This is a genomic window from Prosthecobacter sp. (assembly GCF_044226605.1).
GTDB lineage: Bacteria > Verrucomicrobiota > Verrucomicrobiia > Verrucomicrobiales > Verrucomicrobiaceae > Prosthecobacter.
In genome coordinates, this window is the sequence record NZ_JBGAGS010000008.1 from 140,972 (window position 1) to 163,126 (window position 22,155).

Annotated in this window: 21 protein-coding genes; 6 read left to right on the forward strand and 15 right to left on the reverse strand. The window is 60.8% G+C overall.

The features are described from left to right. The first annotated feature begins 50 nt into the window (after positions 1-50). Positions 51-671, forward strand: coding sequence for an OmpA family protein (locus ACILSO_RS12620; RefSeq protein ID WP_395737771.1), 621 nt, complete (start codon positions 51-53; stop codon positions 669-671). Between the two features lie 16 nt (positions 672-687). On the opposite strand, the gene ACILSO_RS12625 is transcribed toward ACILSO_RS12620, so the two are convergent. The 14 genes from ACILSO_RS12625 to ACILSO_RS12690 form a co-directional block, all read right to left on the reverse strand. Next, a complete protein-coding gene (locus ACILSO_RS12625; protein ID WP_395737772.1) occupies positions 688-1,149 on the reverse strand; it encodes a DUF5069 domain-containing protein in 462 nt (153 codons plus the stop codon). Between the two features lie 71 nt (positions 1,150-1,220). Next, complete coding sequence (locus ACILSO_RS12630; protein ID WP_395737773.1) at positions 1,221-1,874, reverse strand: hypothetical protein; 654 nt, start codon at positions 1,872-1,874, stop codon at positions 1,221-1,223. Positions 1,875-1,876: 2 nt separating this feature from the next. Continuing rightward, positions 1,877-2,458, reverse strand: coding sequence for a hypothetical protein (locus ACILSO_RS12635; RefSeq protein ID WP_395737774.1), 582 nt, complete (start codon positions 2,456-2,458; stop codon positions 1,877-1,879). Then, entirely contained in the window at positions 2,455-3,672 is a 1,218-nt protein-coding gene (locus ACILSO_RS12640; protein WP_395737775.1) for a hypothetical protein, read from the reverse strand. Before ACILSO_RS12640 ends, ACILSO_RS12635 begins: the two co-directional genes overlap by 4 nt. After that, complete coding sequence (locus ACILSO_RS12645; RefSeq protein WP_395737776.1) at positions 3,656-4,669, reverse strand: general secretion pathway protein GspK; 1,014 nt, start codon at positions 4,667-4,669, stop codon at positions 3,656-3,658. The genes ACILSO_RS12640 and ACILSO_RS12645 overlap by 17 nt, the downstream gene beginning before the upstream one ends. A gap of 28 nt (positions 4,670-4,697) precedes the next feature. Beyond that, positions 4,698-5,369, reverse strand: a complete 672-nt coding sequence (locus tag ACILSO_RS12650; RefSeq protein ID WP_395737777.1) for a type II secretion system protein — start codon at positions 5,367-5,369, stop codon at positions 4,698-4,700. Next, the gene (locus tag ACILSO_RS12655; protein WP_395737778.1) at positions 5,341-5,754 is read right to left on the reverse strand and encodes a type II secretion system protein J; all 414 of its coding nucleotides are present in this window, start codon (positions 5,752-5,754) and stop codon (positions 5,341-5,343) included. Before ACILSO_RS12655 ends, ACILSO_RS12650 begins: the two co-directional genes overlap by 29 nt. Continuing rightward, complete coding sequence (locus tag ACILSO_RS12660) at positions 5,751-6,239, reverse strand: prepilin-type N-terminal cleavage/methylation domain-containing protein (protein WP_395737779.1); 489 nt, start codon at positions 6,237-6,239, stop codon at positions 5,751-5,753. Before ACILSO_RS12660 ends, ACILSO_RS12655 begins: the two co-directional genes overlap by 4 nt. A 35-nt stretch (positions 6,240-6,274) precedes the next feature. Then, entirely contained in the window at positions 6,275-6,712 is a 438-nt protein-coding gene (gene gspG, locus ACILSO_RS12665; protein ID WP_395737780.1) for a type II secretion system major pseudopilin GspG, read from the reverse strand. A gap of 18 nt (positions 6,713-6,730) precedes the next feature. Next, a complete protein-coding gene (locus ACILSO_RS12670) occupies positions 6,731-7,984 on the reverse strand; it encodes a type II secretion system F family protein (RefSeq protein ID WP_395737781.1) in 1,254 nt (417 codons plus the stop codon). Between the two features lie 4 nt (positions 7,985-7,988). After that, on the reverse strand, positions 7,989-9,761 hold the full coding sequence (locus ACILSO_RS12675) for a GspE/PulE family protein (RefSeq protein WP_395737782.1): 1,773 nt from the start codon (positions 9,759-9,761) through the stop codon (positions 7,989-7,991). A gap of 139 nt (positions 9,762-9,900) precedes the next feature. Next, positions 9,901-10,191: a hypothetical protein gene (locus ACILSO_RS12680; protein ID WP_395737783.1), complete on the reverse strand. Its 291-nt coding sequence runs from the start codon at positions 10,189-10,191 to the stop codon at positions 9,901-9,903. An 8-nt stretch (positions 10,192-10,199) separates the two neighbouring features. After that, a complete protein-coding gene (locus ACILSO_RS12685; RefSeq protein ID WP_395737784.1) occupies positions 10,200-11,264 on the reverse strand; it encodes a peroxiredoxin family protein in 1,065 nt (354 codons plus the stop codon). Between the two features lie 6 nt (positions 11,265-11,270). Then, positions 11,271-12,416 carry a CAP domain-containing protein gene (locus ACILSO_RS12690; RefSeq protein WP_395737785.1) on the reverse strand — a complete coding sequence of 382 codons (1,146 nt, stop codon included), beginning with the start codon at positions 12,414-12,416 and terminating at the stop codon, positions 11,271-11,273. A gap of 114 nt (positions 12,417-12,530) precedes the next feature. On the opposite strand from ACILSO_RS12690, the gene ACILSO_RS12695 reads away from it, so the two are divergent. From ACILSO_RS12695 to ACILSO_RS12715, 5 genes are all read left to right on the forward strand, one after another. Further along, positions 12,531-13,187, forward strand: coding sequence for a hypothetical protein (locus ACILSO_RS12695; RefSeq protein ID WP_395737786.1), 657 nt, complete (start codon positions 12,531-12,533; stop codon positions 13,185-13,187). Continuing rightward, positions 13,184-13,486, forward strand: coding sequence for a transcriptional regulator (locus ACILSO_RS12700; RefSeq protein ID WP_395737787.1), 303 nt, complete (start codon positions 13,184-13,186; stop codon positions 13,484-13,486). Before ACILSO_RS12695 ends, ACILSO_RS12700 begins: the two co-directional genes overlap by 4 nt. A gap of 60 nt (positions 13,487-13,546) precedes the next feature. Next, positions 13,547-14,443: a 4-hydroxy-3-methylbut-2-enyl diphosphate reductase gene (gene ispH / locus ACILSO_RS12705; protein ID WP_395737788.1), complete on the forward strand. Its 897-nt coding sequence runs from the start codon at positions 13,547-13,549 to the stop codon at positions 14,441-14,443. 17 nt (positions 14,444-14,460) lie between these two features. Further along, positions 14,461-15,231 (forward strand): hypothetical protein, encoded by a 771-nt coding sequence (locus ACILSO_RS12710; RefSeq protein WP_395737789.1) that lies wholly within the window; start codon positions 14,461-14,463, stop codon positions 15,229-15,231. Between the two features lie 140 nt (positions 15,232-15,371). Continuing rightward, entirely contained in the window at positions 15,372-15,554 is a 183-nt protein-coding gene (locus ACILSO_RS12715; RefSeq protein ID WP_395737790.1) for a hypothetical protein, read from the forward strand. Here ACILSO_RS12715 and ACILSO_RS12720 read toward each other — a convergent pair. Next, positions 15,537-21,995, reverse strand: a complete 6,459-nt coding sequence (locus tag ACILSO_RS12720; protein WP_395737791.1) for an autotransporter-associated beta strand repeat-containing protein — start codon at positions 21,993-21,995, stop codon at positions 15,537-15,539. The two genes, ACILSO_RS12715 and ACILSO_RS12720, sit on opposite strands and share 18 nt — an antisense overlap. Positions 21,996-22,155: the final 160 nt, after the last annotated feature.

The window sequence follows — 22,155 nt, forward strand, 5'->3', positions numbered from 1 at the left end:
TGCGCCGGTTTGCGCGTTGAGCCCCGAACAGGGTACAGGCAAATCTTCCTATGAAAACGCAAGCCTCACTCCGCACACAATGGCTCAGCCTTCTGTCCTTGGGCCTCCTGACGCTGACGGCTGCCGCCCAGCAGTCCCCTGCCCCGCAGGTCTCTCTCGAACGGAAACGTCTCGATCTGCAGGAGAAAAAACTCGCGCTGCAAAAGCAGATCTATGATCTCGATCAGCAGCAACTCACCTTGGAACGCAAGATTTTGGAGGTGGCCACCGCCCGCAAGGCTTTGCAGGTGGAGGAAACGGCCACTTCACTTACCATGAAGCTCGAAGGAGATGTCCTCTTTGACTTCGACAAAGCCGTCGTCCGGCCCGACGCAGAAAAGCTGCTCGATACCGTGGCAACGGTGCTCGGCGAATTTCCTGAAGGTCACGTGACCGTCGAAGGATATACCGACGCCAAAGGCAGCGACAAAGTGAATCTGGACATGTCCCAGCGCCGCGCGGACGCCGTGAAAAACTGGCTGGTAAAAAAGAAAAGCATCCCGGAAAAAATGATCACCACGCAGGGCTTCGGCAAGACCAAGCCGGTGGCTCCCAACACCTATCCCGACGGCAGCGACAACCCGGAAGGCCGCGCGCAAAACCGCCGCGTGCAGATCACGGTGAAGAAATAAAATAAACAGCGCCGCCTCAAATGCCTTCCCAGGCGCGCTCGCCCACAGGATCACGCCCTTCATCATATTCGATGTGATCGATCAGGGTTTCGATGGGTTTGCCAACGAGACCGCTGTCCTGGATGCGCTGTGGCAGCACGGCTGAACGCTCGTCGCGCCAGCCAAGCTTGGCGATGAAGCGGTTCCACACGTGGCATTCCTCATCCGTGCGGATGGCGCCACTGGCGTGCACCAGGATCAGAATTTCGTCATCGGTGCCGCCATCCCGCACGTGCTGACGCACCGTCTCATAGGGAACCCCCAGAAAGCGGCAGCAGCGCCCGTCCAGCGTATAAAACTGGGAGTCTCCCAGCTGTGCGTGATAATCCTCCGGCAGCTTTCCCGCGGCGTGCAGACGGATCTTGTCGAGCATGCGGCCAAAATAAATGAGGCGGCCAACCTTGGCGTAGCAACTGCGGAGTCCTGGAACGTGGGGCATGCGGTATCTTCAACATGGTCCCTCATTTGACAAGCCTCTGCAGGCATGACACGCAGAGTCCGCCAAGCAGGTCAAGGAGGCGGCAGTGGGACGTCATTCACTCGCGGAGCCGCAGGCTGGGGTTGCCCCACGCCCGATGCCTGCGCCGAAGGCGGCGGCAGAATGGGGTTCGGCGGCAATCCCGTGGCAGCAGGGACCAAAGGGACATGGGTATTCACGTTGATACGCTGCTGCATGGCAGGATTTGCGCCCGGGGCCTGCTGTGTGGGGATCACCGCACGCTGCACGGTTTCAGCAGGAGGTGCGGCCGGATCCGCAATGCCCACCCAGCCGACCTGGTCTCCCTTTTGAAGCTGAATGCGGGTCTTGTCCATGGTTGCGCCAGGTTTCACCGCACGCACTTTGATCCCCATCTCGTTCTCCGAACCAATGCGCGCCTCCATGACCTGTGAAGTGATGCGGTCCACCAGCACTGCCACGATGCCACCATCGATCTCATAGGTCCCTGAAAGGCTTAGATTATCGGCAAAATTAGGTCCGGTTGGAGCATCCGGAGACGGCAGGTCTTTCGTGGTGAAAATAGAGCGCTCCCAGAGGGCGGCGAAGTGCTCCAGCTTGGGAAACGGCACCGGGTTTTCATCCTTGTTCCCGGGATCCTGCGCAGGCAGAAACTGGGTGATCATCACCAGGCAAAGAACAGCGGGAAGGTAGGAGAATGGCTTCATGGCTAGTTCACTTTGCTGACCTTGGGAGTTGATTTTTCACGATAGAACTGGGTGAACTCGACCTCGGCATTGATGCTCTTGTTCGAGCCGCTGGGATTGATCTGCATTCTGGTGATGCCCAGGAAGCTCTGCGGCTTCTGCAGCGCATGCAGCCAGGCATAAAACGATTTCTCCGGCACGCCTGCCAGTGTGATCTTGACCGCCGCCTTGTCAAAATAACCAAGGCTCTCCTCCACTGGCAGACCATCCGGACCCAGCACACGCACTTCATCGAGGAATTCTTTGCCGCCAATGCTGAGACCGATCTTGTCGGCCTCACCGGCGATCATTTCCAGCAGCTTGGAAGAGGCCTCCTGGCGGCTGGTGAAGTTCGGGCAGTGCTCCTCCAGCCAGCCATGCTTGGCAGCCCAGTCCGCCCCTTGGGAGATGGCCAGATTCATTTCAGCGAGGCGGTCACGCAGGGAGTCATTCTCGTTGCGGATGGCCATATAGTTTCTGAAGGCATAGGTCAGCCCTCCCCCGCCCACGATGGCGAAGAATAGAAAGGCGAAGATGCCCAGCAGGACTTTCTCGCTCTTCTTCATTCGCCCTTCCCTCCCTTCAGCTCAAAGGTGGCACTGTCATCGCTGGCAATGACCGGTGGGGGTCCCTCTAGCGCCAGAGGTGCGAGCGCTTCGATGGACTTCAAGGCCTGAGTGTACTCGATGGCCAGAGAGAACTTCGGCATGCGGCCACGGATGCTCACGTAGTCAGGCGTCCATTCCCAATGAGTGATCGAGGCTTCCTTGGAAGATTCCGGCTCCATGAAATGCAGCAGCATCTGCTGCGGCCACGTTCCTGGGTCCACCGCAGGAGCCGCTTCATTCCATGCTTTTTTGTGATCCATCACGCGTGAAGCACGTGGTGTGAGGCCGGCCACTTTTTCACGCAGCAGGTTGCGCTCCTGCATGGCCAGGGAGGTCATGGTGGCCACCAGAGCGATCGCGGCGGCGATCACCGTTCCTGTCACCAGGGCGATGAGTCTTGTCTTTGAGCGGCTCGTCTGGCTCTTCCTTTCCGCAGTCAGGTCCTGCGGCATCAGCAGGCTCGAACCGCGCTCCGGCATCGTCGGCACCGGCATGTCGCAGCGGTACGCGGCCAAACCCGTCACACGCTGGATCTGCGCCGTGTCCCCCTCATCAATCCAGAGCACGATGCTTTCCAGACGACCGAGCACGCCCTGGAAGCCGAGCTGCAGGCAGATGTTGTTCAGCTCCGCCAGCGCGTTCCCATCCAGTCTGCTGGCAGACAATGGCGTGCAGTAGATCAATTGCGTGCCGCTGGTGATGGCGACAACCAGGCGCCCGAGTTCGCGGAAGATTGTCAGGCTGTTCTGCACCAGCGGATAGCACAGCGCGTGCAGCGTCACTTCATCCGGCAGCCTGGCGGTGTTCGTCAGCGGCACCGGCATGTCTTTGAGTGCGAGGATGCGGGTGAGATAGGCGCCTTCCTTCCCCTGCATGTTGCGCACCTGCACGCCGGCCTCGTCATCCTCGGTCTTGATGCCCATGCGCTCCAGATGCAGCAGCGCCATGCTCCGCAGATGCTCGGGCTGCCCCTTCAACCACGCAGGCAGGGCCCAGAAGTGAACGGCGGGAAGCGCCAGCACACGGCGCTGTGCGTCTTTGCCAAACGCAGCGCCAGTGCTGCTTTGCTCGCTTTGCAGGAAGCAGGCGGCGCCCTCCGCACCCGCCCAGCTTTGCCAGACTTGTGCGCCAGGGAGCAGCAGCTCGCAGGGTGGTTTACGTGTTTTTGCCATGGGCGGGGATCTCACCGCGCCAGACGGCCCTGCCGTCCTGCGTGATGAGGATGAGTTTGCGTTGAAGCGGTCCGAGAGAGCCTGTGCTCTCGATGCGGCGGATGGGACCGGCGAATTGAATCCATTGCGTGAGCTGTGCGACGGTTTGCGGCTGGAACACACCCAGCAGCTGAGCCACCTGCGGAACGCTGCTGAGCCGCACATCGTCCTGGGTGTGCTGCGCGCCATCGCGGCCGGCACGCAGACGCAGCAGAGGCTGAAGACGCTCCATGGGCACGTCTGCCAGCAGCGCAATGAGCTCGGGCCGTGCATCATTCACATCCACGCGCCCGTCTCCAAAGACCGTGAACCACTCGCGCCAGTCCGGCCGCTCGATGTTGACGACGTCCATGCCGCGCACATGCAGCATCTCCTCGACCTCCTTGAAGGGGCGGTTGAAGGGCATGCCATCAAAACCCATTTTCAGGTATTCGCGTTTCTCCGCACCATTGAGGCTGACGTTTTCATCCGCATCGGCCCAGTCCTTGAGTGCGGCGCACAAGGCGGAGACAAACTCTTCCTTGAAGCCCCAGCTGGTGAAAAGCCGGCGCAGCAGCACCTTGTCCCCGCTTTGCAGCAGGTGGTTCACGTTCAGCCGCGCTTCTTCGGCCGCGAGTTTCACCTGATAGCCGCCGCCCCCGTCCGAGGTGAAATGCAGCAGCGGATCGTCCTCGCGCATGGCGGGATGCCGCGCCACCTCGATGCCCATTTCCGCATAGCGCTTGGCAAAAATCCGCCCTCGCATGAGGCGGGTGTACTGGGAGTCCGCCTGCAGGGCCTTCGCTCCTGCGAACATGACCATGCCGAGGATCGCGATCATCCAGAACACCACGATGAGTGCGGAGCCGCGCTCCATTGAAAGGCGACGTCTGCGGCATGACGAAAGCATGACGAAGCCCCTGCGCGGGGCGCAGACTTTCAGACGGACATCTCTGTCCGCCGTCAGGTCCTGGGTCATGGAGGGTTCGTTCATCATCGGGTCATCGTCATTGCGGTCCTGGGACCGCCTGCGGCACGCTGGCTTCCGCCAGATCATTCGCGATCCAAAACGTGTACTCGTGCTCCCGCGGGTCGGCCGTGAAGGCAAACTTCAGCTTCATGAACAGCGGCGGCCGCGGCCTCTTTTTGGGGTCCCAGCTGGCAAACCAGCGCTTCTCTTCCGGTTCATAAAACTGCCATTGCATCTGCTTGAGTCCTTCCAGAATCGGCAGCTCGGAGATCGTCTCATATTCGGACACCGTGCGCGACTTGGGCTTCAGCTTGAGATGGCGCACCACCAGGCTGAGGTCCTTGCTTTCGCGATTGCGCACGACGCCGAACTCCACGCCATCGGCCAGCTGCAGATGGCGCTCCCACGCAAAGGGCATGCGCCCGCCTGCGATGAACAAATTTCCGGAAGCCCCGCGCGCCACTTTTTCCACATCGGCCGTGAGCTGGATGCCGGGCTCCATTGTCTCCATGTAGTCTCGCCATTGGGAGACAAAGTTGCTGATGCGCGTTTCCGCCACGCGTGCGTTGCTCATGGATTTGCCGATCTGCATCGTGCCGCTGGCAACGCCATAACTGGCGCTCAGGATGAAACCAATGAGAGCCAGGGCCATGACGACCTCGATCAGCGAAAACGCGGATTCAGATCGGGCTGCGCGGTGAATATACATAGGTTTCCATGCTGCGTTTCATGCGCCGCGTGCGCCCGTCATTGATCCATGCCTCGGCGCGGATGCGAAACATGTGGTCGAGCTCGACCTTGTCTTTGGTGATGAGTTTGACCTTTTCGATGGTGGCACTCGCATCGATGTGGTCGGCGGTGGGATTGAAGGAAATGCTCGCGGCTTTGAACTCGGGCTGGTGCGCCACCTCCGCGAGCACGGACTCCAGCACCCGCAGCACCTGGGCCTCCTGCCGTGCGGACGTCGAGGCCTTGGCGATCTCTTCCACCGCGCGCGTCATGCTCACGGCCACCAACGAGAACAGCGCAAGCGCTAGGATGATTTCGAACAAGGCGAAACCCCGGAAGTTGGAGGATGGACGCGTGTGTTTCATCCTTTGACCTGAATGGATTTGCGCCTGGCACAGGCCGTGAGCGGATCGAAGCCCAGCTCAATCTGCCCCGCCGGCCCGCTGATGCGGACTTCGATGGGTTCACAGATGCCGCTGGGATTGAACTCCCACGCCTCCCCGCGCCTGGGTTTGCGAAACACGCTTTCACCAAAACGGCGCACCAGCAGCATGCCGCCGAATTCATCGCCCGCGCCAAAGGAGCCGCTGGTCAGTTCCATACGCACCATCTGCTGGGTATTGAGAGCTTGCAGCAGGTTTTGACGCGCCGTGGTTTCAATCGTAGCCGCTGCGCGGCGCAGCTTGTCCTCCGCCAGCACACCCGAGATGCTGGGAATGGCGATGGCGATGATCAGCAAGGTCAGCGACATCGCCACGATGATTTCCAGCAGCGTGAAGCCCGCAGCACGGCAACGACCCGCACCACGCCGGGCCTTCGGCGTGGTTTGCGATGTCATTGCGATGGACATGCCGTGCGTCATTCGGGTTTCGTCATGCGTCTTTCTCACTTCTCCCAGTTGCCGATGTCATCCTCATTGTCGGCGATGCCGTCCGGGCCGGAGGAATAGACATCAAAGCCGGTCTTGTCCTTGAGGCCGGGGCGGCGGTAGTGGTAGGCATTGCCCCAGGGATCGATGGGGAGCTTCGTGAGCTTTTTGCTCCAGCTTTGCGGCACAGGGCGGCTTGCGGGTTTTTCCACGAGGGCGGAGAGGCCCTGCTCCGTGGTGGGGAGGAACATGTTGTCCACTTCATAGGCGCGCAGCGCCGAGGAGATGCTGCTGATGTTTCCCTTCGTGGTGGTTTTCTTGCCGCCTTCCAGCACACCGCTGAAATTGACGATGGCCGCGCCCACAAGGAGCGCCACGATGGCGAGCACAAGGATCATCTCGACGAGCGTGAAGCCGGACGTCGCGAGGCGGTGTTTGGTTTGCGTATGTTTCATGGGGTGGGTGGATGCTTGCTATTTGTTGATGCTGGAAATGGTCTGGAAAATGGTGGTCATCATGAGGTAGGCCATGAGGCCGACCATGGCGGCCATGAGGCAGACGATCATGGGCTGGATGAGCGCGGCGAGGGTGTCGATCTTCTTGCTGAGCTCGCGGTCAAAGCGCTCGGCGGCACGTGCAAGCGCGGCGGGCATGTCTCCCGTTTGCTCGCCCACGTTCACCATGTCGATGAGCAGCGGCGGGAACTGCTCGCTCCGGTCCAGCGCCCGCGAGAGAGCCACACCCTCCCCCACATTGCGCATCACGCTTTCAAAGTTTTGCTGCAGGTAAGGATTGTCGATGGCCTGGTGCGTGAGCTGCATGGCCTGCACCATGGTTAGGCCGTTGCCCAGGAGGTTGGCCATGGTCTCCAGAAACTGGACGTAGAACCGCGCGCGGAAGATGCCGCCAAAGAGCGGCAGACGCAGTTTGAAATGCGCCCATGGAATGGCGGACTCAGGGCGCGAGACCCAGGCCTTGCCGAGAATGTAGGCCACGATGCCGCCCAGAATGATCATCCACCAGGTGGCCTTGAAGGTGTCGCTGATTTTCAGGATGATCTGCGCGGCCAGAGGCAGGGAGCCGCCGGTGGAATCCAGCATCTCCGTGAGCTTCGGAATGAGATAGACCACAAACAGCAGCGTCACAGAAACCGCCGCCACAATGAGAAACGCCGGATACATCAGCGCGGAGAGCACCTTGGACTTCAGCGCCTGGAGGGAGCGCATGTACTGCGCCTGACGCTTCAAGATGATGCCCAGAGAACCGCTGGCCTCCCCTGCGGAGACAAGCGCGCAGAAAAGTCTGCCAAAGCTCGGACTCGTCGCCGCGATCGCTTTGGAAAAGGCCATGCCATCGCGCACCTTGCCTCGCAGGACGGTGGCGAGAGTTTTGATGCCGGAGAGTTCACGCCGGCGCTCCATGGTGGCCAGCGCGGGCTCCAGTTGAATGCCCGCGCCGACGAGGTCGGCGAGCTCTTCGATGAACAACACGACTTGCGGGAGCTTGAGCTTGATGGGCGCACCGGTGATCAATTCGTCAGCCACCGCCGCCTTCCTGGCTTTAGCCGCAGGGCCTGCCGAGGCTTTGGCATCTCCAGCAGCTTCCAGCTTGATCGGCTGGATCTTCTTTTTTCCCAGCAATGCAAACGCTTCGCTGCGATCAGACGCAGCCAGCTCCCCGGTGATGACACCGGAAGGTCCATGGGCGCTGTAAACGAAAGTGGGCATGAGATCAGGCGGCTAGGCGTGTGGGCGGCAGAAGAGTGGTCGTCTGGGGATTGTGATTGCGGTCGCTGGCAGCTGTCACGCTCAGCACTTCCTCGATGGTCGTGTCACCACTGAGCACTTTTTGAAATCCATAGCCCCGCATCGGGATGTACCCGTCCTTGATCGCCTGCTTGTGAAACTCCGCAGGGTGCGCACGGCTGTTGATGAGATGCTGCAGCGCAGGCGTGACGAGGCAGACTTCGTAGATGGACAAACGGCCCTGGAAGCCGCTGCCACGGCAGGATTCACAGCCCACGGCGCGCATGATCTTGCCCGGAAGGTGAGATGGGAAGCCGACCGACCTGAGGTAGCTCTCCTCCACCTGCGTCGGCGTCTTGCACTGCGGGCACAGCTTGCGCACCAGCCGCTGCGCAAAGAACGCCCGCACTGCGCTCGACACCAGGAACGGCTCCACTCCCATGTCGATCAGTCGCGTGATGCCGCCCAGTGCATCATTCGTATGCAGCGTGCTCAGCACCAGATGTCCTGTCAGCGCCGCACGCACCGCGATCTCCGTCGTTTCCAGGTCGCGCATTTCGCCGATCATCACCACATTCGGATCTCCACGCAAAATGCTGCGCAGTCCCGTCGCAAACGTCAGACCGATCTCAGGCTTCACCGCGATCTGCACCACCCCTGGCATCTTGTATTCGACGGGATCTTCGATCGTCACGATGCGCCGATGTGTCTGATTCAGCTCCGTCAGGAAGGCATACAACGAAGTCGATTTTCCGCTCCCCGTTGGTCCCGTGATCAGGATGATCCCGTTCGGCAGCTTCAGCAGTTCATCCACCAGCGGACGGATGTTGTCCGTCAGACCGAGGCGGTTCACCGTCACCTGCTGCTGTGCCAGCAGGCGCAGGCTGATGCTCTCCCCTTCCACCGAAGGAATCGTCGCCACGCGCACGTCGATGGCCAGCCCGTCGAGTTCCAGATTGATGCGTCCATCCTGTGGCAGACGCTTCTCCGCGATGTCCAGCCGCGCCATGATCTTCAGACGCGCGATCACCGAGGCCTGCAATGACTTGATGTTCTCCGGCACCGCCAGCTCTTCCAGCCGTCCGTCGATGCGGTAGCGAATGCGCAGCCGGTCCTGCTGCGGCTCCACATGGATGTCCGTCGCCCGCTGCTCCAGGCCACGGCGGATGATCTGATTCACGAAGCGCACCACCGATGCCTCTTCGTCCTCCGGTTCATCCAGCACGGTCACCTCATCACGCAAATCTTCCGCGCCCCAGTCAGCGCGCCCACGCAGGATTTTTTCAAACGTGTCCGCACCCAGGCCATAGAGCTTCTGCAGCCCCTCCACAATGCGCGTGCGCTGCCCCACGTGCCAAACCACTGGCATGGACAAGCTCGCCGCAACACGCTGGTGCGCGACGAGGCTCAAAGGATCAAAGGTGGCGATGTGCAGCGTCCGCTCCGACTCCCCGCCCTCGTCTCCCTTCGTTTCCTCCGTAAAGACAGGCAGCAGCCGGTGCCTCAGCGCGATCTCCGCTGGAAGCAGGCGCCGCAGCCCCTGCTCCGCCTGCTCTTCCTCCTCCTTGGGTTCCCACCACGGCAGGCTCAGCGTCTTTGCCAGCGCCGTCAGAAAGTCACGCTCCCGCACCCCTTCACAATCCAGCACCGCGTCCACAAACGACGTCTGATTGAAGCACGCCTCCTCCACAGCCTGCCGCACAGCAGGCATCTCGGCACAACCCGAGTCTTTGAGGATTTGTTCGATGAGTGGAAGCATGAGAACTGAGACGCCTAAATGCGGCCTTATAATAGCGTATATTTATGGTTTTTCATAGAAATGGCAAGTTTTTAATACATCTAAACCATTCAGACCGCCTAGAATTCAGCCATCCGCCCCTCCCCTCATGCGCCACCCCTCAGGGCTGCATGAACCTGATGGCGACCAGCGCGACCAGAAAAAACAGGCCGGTCTGCCGAGCGACGCGCAGGCACTTTTTGTTCTTCCAGCAGGCCATCGGCACCATCACCAGGACCGCGCCAACGACAGGAAAACCGACGATCATCAGGTAAAACAAAAAACTGTCGCTTGGAGAACCCGTGGAAATTTCATAAATTCCACCTGGCAGCACGACGACCATCATCGCGATCCAAAAACCGAGGATCACGCATTCAGTCAAATGCGCCAGACTACGGAGCCACAGCTTCATGCCACAGCCTACTTCGCAGCGCCCTGTGACGCAAGAACCTGCGCCACCATCGCATCCAGCGCCCCGTTCTTGATCGCAATCACGCCCTTCGGATCAATCAAATACAGCGTCGGAAAATTCCGCAGGTTATACAGCGAGGTGTTCGGCCCGCTGCTGGTGTTGTCGAGCACGTTGCGGAAGCTGACCTGGTAGTCGGTGAGCGCTTTTTTCGCTTCCGTTTCGATGTCCGTATTCACGCCGATGACGACGCCGCCCTTGTCTTTGATTTGCGCAGCGGCCTGGTTCATCAGCGGCAGCGTGCCGTGGCAGGCATGGCACCAGCCGCCCCAGAAGATGACGATGACGTATTTGCCGCGGTAGTCGCTCAGCTTGAAGTTCACTCCGTCCGCATCCTTGCCCTCGATCTCCGGCGCTTCACAGCCCACCTGCAGATTCGTCATTTCAAACAGCATCTTCGCCACGAAGTCGGACAGCTTGAAACCCTGGATCGTCACATCAAAGTAATCCGCCGTGAGCTGACCGAAGCACTCGAGCGCCTTGACCTTGGAAGCCTTCGCCGACTCCCGATCCGCCGAGGCATCGAAGTTTTTGAAATGGATCGCCCCCAGCGCATACAGCGCGGCCGCCTTCTCCTCACGGTTCTTGTTTTTCTCAATGACCGCCTTCAGCACCGGCTCCGCCGGCAGCCCCTGGAATTCGAGCTGCTTGACAGATTCAGCGATTCCCGCACGATCAGCGAAGGTTGTGCCCAGCATTTTCAGCGCCTCCTGTCCCTCCGGGAAACCGGCGGCGCCCATGACCAGCCAGTTTACGCCTTTGACCACATCCGGCTTGTCCAGGTTTGCCTGCACCAGGGCCATCATCTTGGTGGCATAGGGTCCTGCACTGGGAATGCTGGCCCGAAATTTGTTTTTCTCCTCTTCGGTGGTGGCGGCGATCAGCTTCTGCGTGTTGGCACGCACGGAGTTTTCGTATTCATCAATGATCGCGCGGATTTCCGTGGCAAGCGGCGAGGCCGGAGCCTGGGCCAAAAGGGAAACGGCAGAGAGAAGCAGGAGAAGGATGGATCTCATGGCAAATCAAAAGGTGGTGCGGCGGGAACGCCCCCCGAGCAAACACAGCCCGGCGGCCAGGCAAAGCAGCAGGCTGCGCGGCTCAGGCACGACGGCGAATGACTCATAAACATTGTCATACACCAGGACCGGGACACCATAATCATCCGTGTGCTCCGTGAGGGTGAAGGTCCTGGGTGCGAGACCCGTATCTGGCGCTTCCACTCGATAAACCGTGCCGTCCGTCAGCCCGGTGAGGGTGATGTTGTAACCGCCGGCGCTGTTGCTGAAGCCGCTGGCCACGAGAATGCCGGTGGTGTCGTTGTAAACATTGACCGTCTCTCCAGCAAGCCCTTCCCCCGGAGTGTAGAAGGCATCGGCGAGCACGGTGTCCTGGTAGATGGAACCCGTCAGAATGGCGTCCGAAATGTAGTGGACACCATCAAATCGGAACTGCGAGGCCAGATGTTCGGTGATGACATAGGGCCCGATGGCGGTTGTGTTGGAACCCGGAATAGCGATGCTTTGAAAGCCGATGCCGATTTCTTTCATGGCAGAATTCAGCAGCAGATCGCGGTGGCCGGCCGGATTTTGAATGCCATTGCCGTAGCCTGCCGTCGAGCCATTGCCATCTCCCCAGTCGATCACGAACGCACCGTGCGCATGCAAAGCAGAGTCAGCCGAGGCAAAAAGGTTTTCGCCAACGTTCAACCAGTTGGCCCCATAGCCGCCATTTTGAATGCGCTGGTCAAGGGTCAATCCATCCAGACCATGGGCCTGCTGGTCCGAGGTCACCATCAAATTGGAGTAGCTGGTGGCGGAGACGTTCAAGGCGCTGTTCCATGCCAGCGGCGGGGCGGCGGTAAGGCTGGAAAACTGAGAAGCGAGGGCCGAGGCGCTGGTGCCAAAGTAGTTCAGCGCATACGCGATGCTGGGGTCATTGGATTTCGTCCCCGCCCAGACTCCAGGCGATGAAAAATTGACCAGATTGGCCAGCTCCCCCTGCGGATCTGTGCGGAACCGATTGGTCAGTTCGAGCAGATACTGCTGGTCCGCAGTCGGGTCATTGCCAAGCGCCGTGCCGCAAAAAAGTCCGAATCCACTCAACAGAAGCAGCCTCCTGCGCCAGAAAGACTGGCGTTTTTTAGAGGATGCTGGGACGGAATCATTCACTTCCCTTAACTTATGGTAATTATATTAACCTGCCAAGCCTGAAGCAGAAGAAATGTCACTTTGCCGCACAAAGTTTTACTTGCGACCGCTCACTTTGGCCCACAAAGTGATTGCATGAGCACGACTGAAGCCGCTTTGGAAAATCTGCGCATCATCCGTTCACTGATGGAAAAAGCGCACATTTACCGTGCTGTATCCGCACCTGCTGCGTTCACGGGCGGCGTGCTTGCACTTGTGGCTTCCGGCTGGCCGGTCTGGCATGCCCTGCGCAACAACGGTGATGCGGTGATGTGCGACCACTGCTTTCTCATCACTTGGCTTCTCATACTCGGCATCGCCTCTGCCTTGAATACTTTTCTTCTTTTCAAGGAGGCTCGCCGCCGCAGCCAGCCTTTCGTCTCCGCGGGCATGCGCATGGCGCTGCGGGCCTTTGTACCGCCGATGCTCGTGGGTGGCAGCATCGGCATCGGGTTGATCGTGTTCCTGCAAAATCTGACGCTGGCCACGCTCATCTGGGCGCTTTGCTATGGTCTCGCCCTGCTCAGCACGGCCAGCTTTTCTCCCCGTTCGCTCATCCGCCTCGGCTGGGCGTTTGTGCTCACTGGGCTGGTGATCTTCTTCGCGTGGGCGGCCTACAGCGACGTACGCCTGCTTTCGAACGATCTCGGCCCGGCTTCGCTCGTCATGGGTCTCACCTTCGGCCTGCTGCATGTCGTTTATGGCCTGGCCGTGTTTTTCAGCAGCCAACCTCCGGAGGAACAGCCGAAATGATCGACTTCGATCAAATCGACAAGCTCATCCACGAAAAGGGCCGCCTCTCCATCATGACGCTGCTCTCCACGCGGGGTGAGTGGGCCTTTCAAGATCTCAAGGCGGAGCTGAGCATGAGCGACGGCAATCTCATCTCCCATCTCCGCACGCTTGGCACGGCGGGCTACATCAAGGAAAACCGCGACGAAACCGGCACGCGGCCACGCACCAGCTACGAACTCACCGATGCGGGACGGAAGGCCTTCAAAGACTACGTCGAAGTGCTCGGCGAGATCGTCAAAGCCGCGCAGCAGACCTGACCCCGTCCCTCATTTTACCCATTCGCTTTGTCCCACAAAGTTAAAGCCAACAACATCACCATGAACATCATCCTCGCTCAACATCACGGCATGTGCTTCGGCGTCCGCGACGCCCTGCGCAGCACCCACGCGGCCGCCCAGCGCGCCCCGCTCACCATCCTCGGCCAGCTCGTGCACAATCCGCTGGTGGACCGACACCTGGCCACGCTTGGCGCGCAGCGTGGCGATCTCGATGATCTAAACAGCAGCGCCACGCAGCAGGTCGCCATCACCGCGCACGGTGCGTCGGACCAGCATCGCCGTGCGTGGCAGGATGCAGGCCACACAGTCATCGACACCACCTGCCCCCTCGTCAGAAAGGCACACCAGGCGCTGGCCATGCTGGTGAACGATGGCTACCAGCCCGTGGTCATCGGCCAGAGCCAGCATGTCGAAGTGCGCGGCCTCATTGGCGACTTTCCCGCGGCCGTCGTGGTGCTGGAAGAGGCGGACCTGGATCGAATCCCGGCGCATCCACGGCTGGGCATCGTCTCCCAGACCACTCAGCCGGTGGAGGCCGTCCTGCGTCTGGTCGATGCCATCAAACGCCGCCACCGCAGTTCTGAGGTGCGTTTCATCGACACGGTCTGCCATCCCACCAAACAACGCCAGACCGCGATGGATGATCTGCTGCGTGAGTGCGACCACATCGTCGTCATTGGCGGACGCAACAGCAACAACACGCGCCAGCTTGCCCAAAAAGCGCTCGCTTGCGGCCGGCGCACCCTGCAGATCGAGCGACCCGACGAACTCGATCCGGGCTGGTTCCGCGAGGCCCGCAATGTGGGCGTCACGGCAGGTACTTCCACGCTGGATGAGACGGTGGACGCCGTCATGCAGCGCCTTCGGCAGATCGCCGCCGAAATGCGCAGCAGCCCTGTGCACGAGTTCCTCCGCTCCATGCTTCACGCCGCCTAACCCCAAAACTGAACACCATGAACACTCTGCATTGGATCAACCACTTCGAGACCAACACCCGGCTCAACCACGCGCTGTCCCTGCCGGACACAGCCTGCACGCTTCCGGAACCGGAGCGCCGTGCGATCGCGCGCTCCATCGCCATCTTCCAGCTGGGAGAAAGCGGTGGCGGCACGCGCTTGCGGCGCTACACCCGCAGCATCGCCTCACTGGAATGCCTCAAAGGGTATCAACGCGCCGTCGATCTCTTTGTGGCCGAAGAGCAGAGCCACGCCGCCCTGCTGGCGCGGCTGGTCACGCATCTGCACGGCACTCTGCTGCAGAAGCAGTGGACCAATTCAATCTTCCGCTGGATGCGCGATCTGGTGAACCTGGAGTTCAACATTCAGGTGCTCCTCACAGCGGAGCTGATCGCTGAAGTTTACTTCGGTCTGCTCGCGCTTCGTTGCAGCGATCCCGTGGTTCAAACCGTGGCCAAAAAAATTCTGCGCGATGAGATGGGGCACCTTTCCTTTCAGCGCGACTTTCTCTTTGAACGGCTCAGGACGTTCACGCCAGCCGTGCAGCGGCTCTGGCGCTGGCAGTTTCAGTTCATCCACAGCGCCACTGCCTGGGTCGTCGCATGGGATCACCGCGAATGCCTGCGCAGCCTAAACGTCACCCCTGCCGACTTCCGCTCACGCGCTGCGCGCTGCTGGGAGAGCTTTCAGTCCCGGCTGGAAAGGCGGCTGTCTGCTGAGGCAGCCCTCACGTCCCCATCAGGCAGAGCCCTGTCACGCCCGGCATGACGCCTGAGAACAGGGACACCCTGTTTCGCACCGCAAAAAGCAGTCCATGAGCGCGGCAACGAGGTGCAGTGCGATAAACCGGACGGTGCGAGGGGTTCCCCCCCTCCTCGCACCATCCCCCCCCAAATCCTCCTCGCGCCATGACCTCTCTGCTTCCCAAACTCGACTCCTCCCGCCGGTCGCTGTCGGAACACGATCTGGGCTGTCTCCATGCCCACATGGAAAAGCCTGGCATGAATCCCTCCACCGTGCGCATGGCCCTTGTACTGCTGGCCACGCTGACGGTGATTCTGGCGGCCGCCATTTCAGTGGCAGAACTGTGAGGAGCTTCTGCGACGGCGCAGCGAGAAGAAGGCAAGGGCAGCAAGCAGCAGCATGGCGCGTGACGGCTCCGGCACGACGGTGACAATGCTCACCACGAGTGCCCCCCCAGTGCTGCCATCAAGCAAGTCGCTGACGTTCCAGCCAAGATTGTAGCTGCTGAGATCGGGCAGGGAGAGATTGCCGCCGGCGCTCCAGCCATTGAGCGTGAGCAAACCGGTCCAATCCATCAGCGTCCAGCTTTGATCGGTGGTAGGCGTCCAGTCAGCTCCATGATTGACCACAAACATGCTGTCTGCATCCAGGCTGAGAGCACCCGTGACGGAAAGGCGGTCTCCTGTTTCATTCGCTGTCGTGCTGCCCTGAATGGTCAGCGCCACGGCAGTGGATGGCGTGGCGTGGTTGAAGGTCAGCCCGCTGGCAAACGAAAGCGTGCCCTCAGAGACACCACCGGAATCGCCCGGACTGAGCAGGCCCAGCGTGATGGTGGCGGCTCCCTGGACCACGCCCGTGCCGGAGAGCACGGCACCAGCACCGTTAATGCTGGTCGCCCCGGACCCGGATTTGCCCACGCCTGCTGCGCCCACCTGCAGATTGCCACCACTCACCGTGGTGCTGCCGGTGTAAGTGTTCGCCGCAGTGAAAACAAGCGTGCCCGCTCCCGCCTTCGTCACGCCGCCACCCGTGCCGGAGATCACCCCTGAGTACGTGGTGCTGCTATTGTCTCCACCGGTTGTCAGCGTGGCTGCACCGAGAGTCACATTTCCCCCTGCGGCACCGCCGCCGGAGAGCGAGCCGACCGTTGTGTTGAAGCCTGTGATGTCGAGGGTCACTCCTGCCGTGTTTGCCAGAGTGACGGCAGAGCCGCTGCCAAACGCCGAGGTGGATCCCGCCTTGAGAGTGCCGCCGTTCACGGTGGTGGCGCCGGTGTAAGTATTCGCTCCGCTGAGCGTCAGCGTGCCGCTGCCCTGCTTGGTCAGCCCACCGTCGGTGGCAGTGTCGCCACCAATCGTGGAATGCAGCAGCGATTTGGCGATGGCGATGTTAAATCCATTGCTGTCGATCACCGCGCCGCCGTTGCGCACATTCACGGTGGTCAACGAAGTGGCCAGTGTCGCGGCGGTGCCCGTGGCTTTGAAAGTGCCGCCGTTAAAATTGAAAATGGAAGCACCCACAGTGCCTCCTGTGATGATGCGGTTGGTCATCAGCGTGCCGCCATCCAGATTGAAGGTGCCGGAGCTGGCGGTGTTGCCGGCCAGGTTGGAGCCGAGCAAAAACTGCGCGGTGGTCGTGCCCGTGGTGAAGATCCCGGTTCCGGAAAGCGTCAGCACGCTGGCACCGCTGTTGTCCGCATCAGCATACCCGGCCCCAATTCGTACCACCGTGCTGGTTCCTTCCACATCCACCGTGCCACCGGAGACGTTGAGAAAGCCGCTGGCAGTGGCAGCACTGCGGCCCAGCGCCAGACCGGCCGAGCCGGAACCCACCGTCAGCGTCCCCGCCGTGACATTGACCGTGGCGCTGGAGCCTTCACCAATGCGGAAGGTGGTGGAGGCTCCTGAGAGATACTCGGTGCCGGAAAAATTGGTGACACTGTTGCCAGAGAATGCCGTCTGGCCGAGCGGCACGGCGGCGGAAGTCCCCAAAGTGCCCGTCACATTAAAGATGCCTGCACTCACGGTCAGGCCGGCCAGATTGGAGTAAGCTCCGGAACGAACCAAAGACCCCGAAAGCGTGGCCAGGCTGCCGGCGATCGTCAGGGTTGGCAGATCGGTGAAAGTACCCGCCATGTTGAGCACACTGGTGCCGCTGGAGGAAACGGCGCCGGTGGCGGTGAATGTGCCGGCGAGGTTCAATGTTCCGATGGAGACTGAGATGGTGCCGGCGTTGGTGCTCGCACCGCTGAGGGTCAGCACACCGCCTCCGGTCTTGGCCAGGCTTCCCAGACCGCTCAGAGCTCCGGAATAAGCAGTGTCCTGTTGATTGCCCCCGACCGTGAGCGTCACCGCCGCTGCGCTGGCATTGCTCAGCACCAGGTTCTGGCCGCCTTTGAGTCCACCGAGCGTCGCCGCCGTAAGAGAGCCAAACGACAGGCTTCCTCCGTAGCTGCCGTAGTCGAGAGTGCTGCTGGCCAGCGCCGTTGCGGCACCCAGAATGACGCTGCCACCAGAGATCCGCGTGTCTCCCGTGATGGTGTTTGCCCCGCTGACAGTGAGGTTGCCCGTGCCCTGTTTTTCAAAAGCACCTGTGCCATTCATCACGTTGGTAAAGGTGAGGTCATTGCTGCGGTTGATGATGACCGTTCCGTTATTGGAAAGTATGTTCCCGGTGAGCAGCGAACCCGTGGTCCCGCCATTGCCGATCTGCAGCGTGGCCCCCGGCGCAATGTAGTGAGTGAGCGATGTGCTCCCGCCGAGGGCGCTGCCGGCGCCAAAAGTAAAGGTGCCATTGGTCACGGATCCCGCGGCGTTGTTTGAAAGCGTCACAGAGACGTTGGGATTGATCGCCACCACCGTCCAGGTCGTTGATGTCGTCGTGAGCGTCGTCGCTTCCGTGACCGCCTGGCCCAGGAAAATGTTGGAAGTATCGCTCATCGTCAGCACCGGGCTGCCGCTGGTGTCGGTGGCTGTCCTGGTGAAGCTGGACACTGCGTCCCCCATCACCACGAGGGTGCCTTCATTGACAAAGGAGACCCCGGTGTTGGTGTTGGCTGCGGTGAAAAGGACCGTGCCAAGTCCGTTCTTTGAGATCGTCGTGGTGCGCCCGGCGAAGTCCACGATTCCGGCATCAATCTGCAGCGAACCGGCCGTGTTGTTCTGATGGATGATGAGGTCGCGCGCGCCATATCCGGCCAGCAATCCGGCGGAGATGGTGGAAGTGTTGGCTCCCACATTCGGCGTGACGAGAATGCCCCCGGTCACAATATCGCGCACCACACCGGTGCCGGGTGCCACAGTGGCCGCGGAGTTGTTGTTGAAGCGCAGCGAGCCCGGATTGGCGCTGAGCGTGCCGCCGGTGCCCACGTCCAGCACCGCATTGACCGTGCTGTAACTGGTGCTGTAGGAGGCGGTGGGCAGACCGATGAGCTGGCCGCCGGAAACCGTCGCCCAGGTATTCCCATTGACCGTGGCAAAGTTGGAGGCGCTGATGCCCGTGGACAGAACCGTGACCCCGGAGCCAATGGAGAAATCCACGGCGTTGTTGGGGTCAGTGCTGTAGCCGCGCGAAACAAAGCCCACATCCACCACCAGCGTACCACCATTGCCACCCGCGACGAAGTTCAGGTGGGACATGCCCTTGTTGAGGTAGATGCCGGCCGTGTTGTAGTTGGAGACATTGGTGTAAAGGCCGCCGCTCAGGATCTGCGAGTTGGCGGTGCCGTCCTTCCCCTGAATGATGAAGGTCTGGCTGAAGGCGCCCAGCGTGCTGAAGCTGCCTCCGCCAGGACTGAAGAGGCTGCCCGCAGGAAGGATGTTGCTGACCGGTGCACCAGCGGCACTGAAGTCCAGTTTCAGCGTTCCGTTTTCAAAGGTGGTGTCTCCTGTGTAAGTGTTCGCGCCGGAGAGCACCAGCGTTCCCGCACCATTCTTGGTCAGGCCGCCATCGCCACTGATGACGCCCGAGACTGTGATGGTATTACCACTGCCATTGCTGTTAATAAACGCGACCTGCCCGGCCGCGATGGTGATGGCGCGCGTTCCCAGATCCACAGTCGCGCCCCCCGCCTGCAGCGTGGCATTGCCAGTGAAGTTCAGCGCACCCGTGCCAAGCGCACCGCCCGAGGTGATGTTGAGCGTGCCTTCTCCGAGATAGGTGCCCCCGGTGTATGTATTGCCAGCGTTGGTCAGATAAAGAACGCCACCGCCCCCCTTGGTCAGGCTTGAGCCGCCGTTGTCAGCGATGAGGGATGCGATTTTCAATCCCTGCGTGCTGGTTGCCAGCGTGGAGATATAAGCCCACAAATCCTTGCCGCCGGCCGCCTGGATCTGCCCGCCGGTGATGGCGCCTCCTCCCAGGGCCGCGCTGGTGACCAAAATGCCTCCGGATTCAAGGGTGGACGTGCCGCCCAGGGTCACCGTCATAGCGCCTGAGGTATTGAAGCGCAGGCTCTGGGTGTTTCCACTCACGCTCAACGAGTTCGTCAGAGTGGTGTTCACACCGCTGCTCCAGAGGTTGGTTCCATAGTCGGGCGCGGAGATCACTCCGGCGGCGGCTTTGACAAAATCCGTCATTGATGTGGCCGTCACCGTCGTGCCGCTGACAGCGCCGATCAGGATGGCGCTCGTGCCTGTGCCAGTGACGCTGCTGCCCGTGGGAGCGTTGACAAAGCTCGTGTTCGTTCCCACCAAAATCCGCACCACACCTCCGGTGGAGCGCGAGTACACTGAACCGGCCGCTCCGGTAAATGAGAAGGTGCCGGCATTCGTGGCAGACGAAGTGCCAAGCTGGCTGCTGCCCGCATTCACGTTCAGCGCCGCAAAGCTCTGGCTGTTCACCGGCCCGGTGGCGCCCGCATTCAAAGTGAAGATGCCGCTGCCGCCCAAGGCAAGGTTGGCAGCGGGATTGATGCGATTCGCCACGCCAGTGCCGCTGGTCACGCCTAGATTCAGCGTGCCTGCCGTGACTACCACTCCGGATGTGTTCGTCAATGTGCTGCCGGACTGGATCAGATTCAAGACCCCACCCATGACGATCGTGGCGCCCGAGTAGGTGCTGGCACCATTCAGATTCAGGACGCCAAGCGTGTTCAGCACAGCCCCGCCTGCCTTGGTCAGGCTGTAGCCATTGCCGCCGTCCCCAATGCCGCCGTTGATCGTGAAGATCGCGCTGTTGATGACATCGGTGGTGACCACACGACTGCCCCCCAGCGTCACATTTCCACCTGCCAGCGTGATCGCCGTGGTGCCGCCCGTGGAGAAATCGCCGTTCCAAAAATACGCGGAGTTGTTCAGCGTCGCCGCGGTCCCGCTGGACGTGGAGGTGGTGTCCAAAACGCCTCCCGTGATCGTGAGCGGTCCTGTGCCCGTGGCATTGGTCACGCCCAGGATCAGCCTTCCATTGTTGAGGGTCACGCCGCCGCTGAAGGTGTTGGTGTTCGTCAGGCTGACAGTGCCGGTGCCTGCAACGACGGCAATGGACCTGGCTCCTCCCGTCTCGCTGATCACGCCCGAGAGAGTTGTCATGCCGGTGCTGGCGTTGGAAAGGACGAGGTCATGTCCCAGCGACACCGTCCCGCTGAAAATCGTGGAAAGCGTGCCCAGTGGCCCGGTGCCCATGGTCAGCGTGTTGCCGCTGCTGCCGGAGACCACCACAATTGGATTGGCAAAGGTGGGGCTGGCAGCGCCACTGCCCATGAGACTGGCGCTGAGGGATCCGCTGGTGTTCCCGAGTGTGATCGTGCCTGCCGCCGTGCCAAAGGCGGTGGAACTGCCGCCATACAGAGTTCCATTTTTGACGACCACTCCGCCCGTGAAGGTGCTGGCTCCGGAAAGAGACAGCGTGCCAGCGCCATCTTTGACAATGCTCGTGGCCGTGGTGCCATTGGAAATGACGCCACTCATGGAAAGCATGCCCGCACCAACGGTCACCGTGCGGCTGGTGCCAGCCGTGGTGCCGAGGCTAATGGCTCCACTGCCCAAAGTCAGGTTGTTCGTACCGGTGAAGGTGAAGCTGCTATTCCACGTCTGCTTGTAGCTGCTGGTGGTGATGGCGGCGCCACTGGTGTTGTCGAAGGTGCCGCCATTGATGACAAAGGTGTTGGTGGAGGCTCCAAGCGCAGTGGCGCTGTTGACGTTCACCGTTCCGGCATTCAGCGTGAAGCTGGTCGTGGCGCTGCCAAAAGAGTTGGCACCGGAGAGCGTCAGGGTTCCCGCGCCCGTCTTGGTGAGATTAAAATTGCCCGAAATGAGGGAAGAGATGCTGAGCGTGGCACCGCTGTTGACCACATCGAAGTTGCCGCTCGCTCCCAAGGCCATGTTCAGCACGCCCGTGCCAGTGCCCGCGTTGCCGCCGATGGCAAGAGTGTTGCTCACGGCGTTTGTCCCCAGAAGAATCAAGTCACCCGTGGCACCGCCTTGCGCAATGGCCTCGGTGCTGCCACCACCGCCACTGAGGACGAGGTTTCGATTTGTGGCTGCGGTGGAGTTGAGCGTAAGCGCGGAGGAGACATTGGTGTTCCAGATGAGATCTCCCCAGGTGTTCGTGGTCGTCGAGGTGGTGAGTTGGGCAGGCAGCACGATGGACGTGTTAAACAACGCCTCGGACGTCGTGACAGGGATGGCATCTCCAGACCAGTTGACGGCGGTGTCAAAAGTCGTGCCAGTGCCTGTCGTGCCCCCGTCATAGATAACCGTGGCGGCATCCGCTGATGATGCAGTCAGAAAGGCAATGATGAGACTGAAAAAAGAAAGCGCGGTGTGGCAGATCGCTGCGTCAAGACGCATGGGGTGCTTCATGTTTTTGGGGGCTTGGGGGAGCGCCTCCATTGCTTAGCATGGCATGTGCCCAATAAGTGCCAGCCACCGACAACGCCTCAAAAAGGGTCTGTTAAGGCACAAAAAGAGAGTTGAGCCGCTGCCGAGATCCGCAGCCACCTGCCATCTG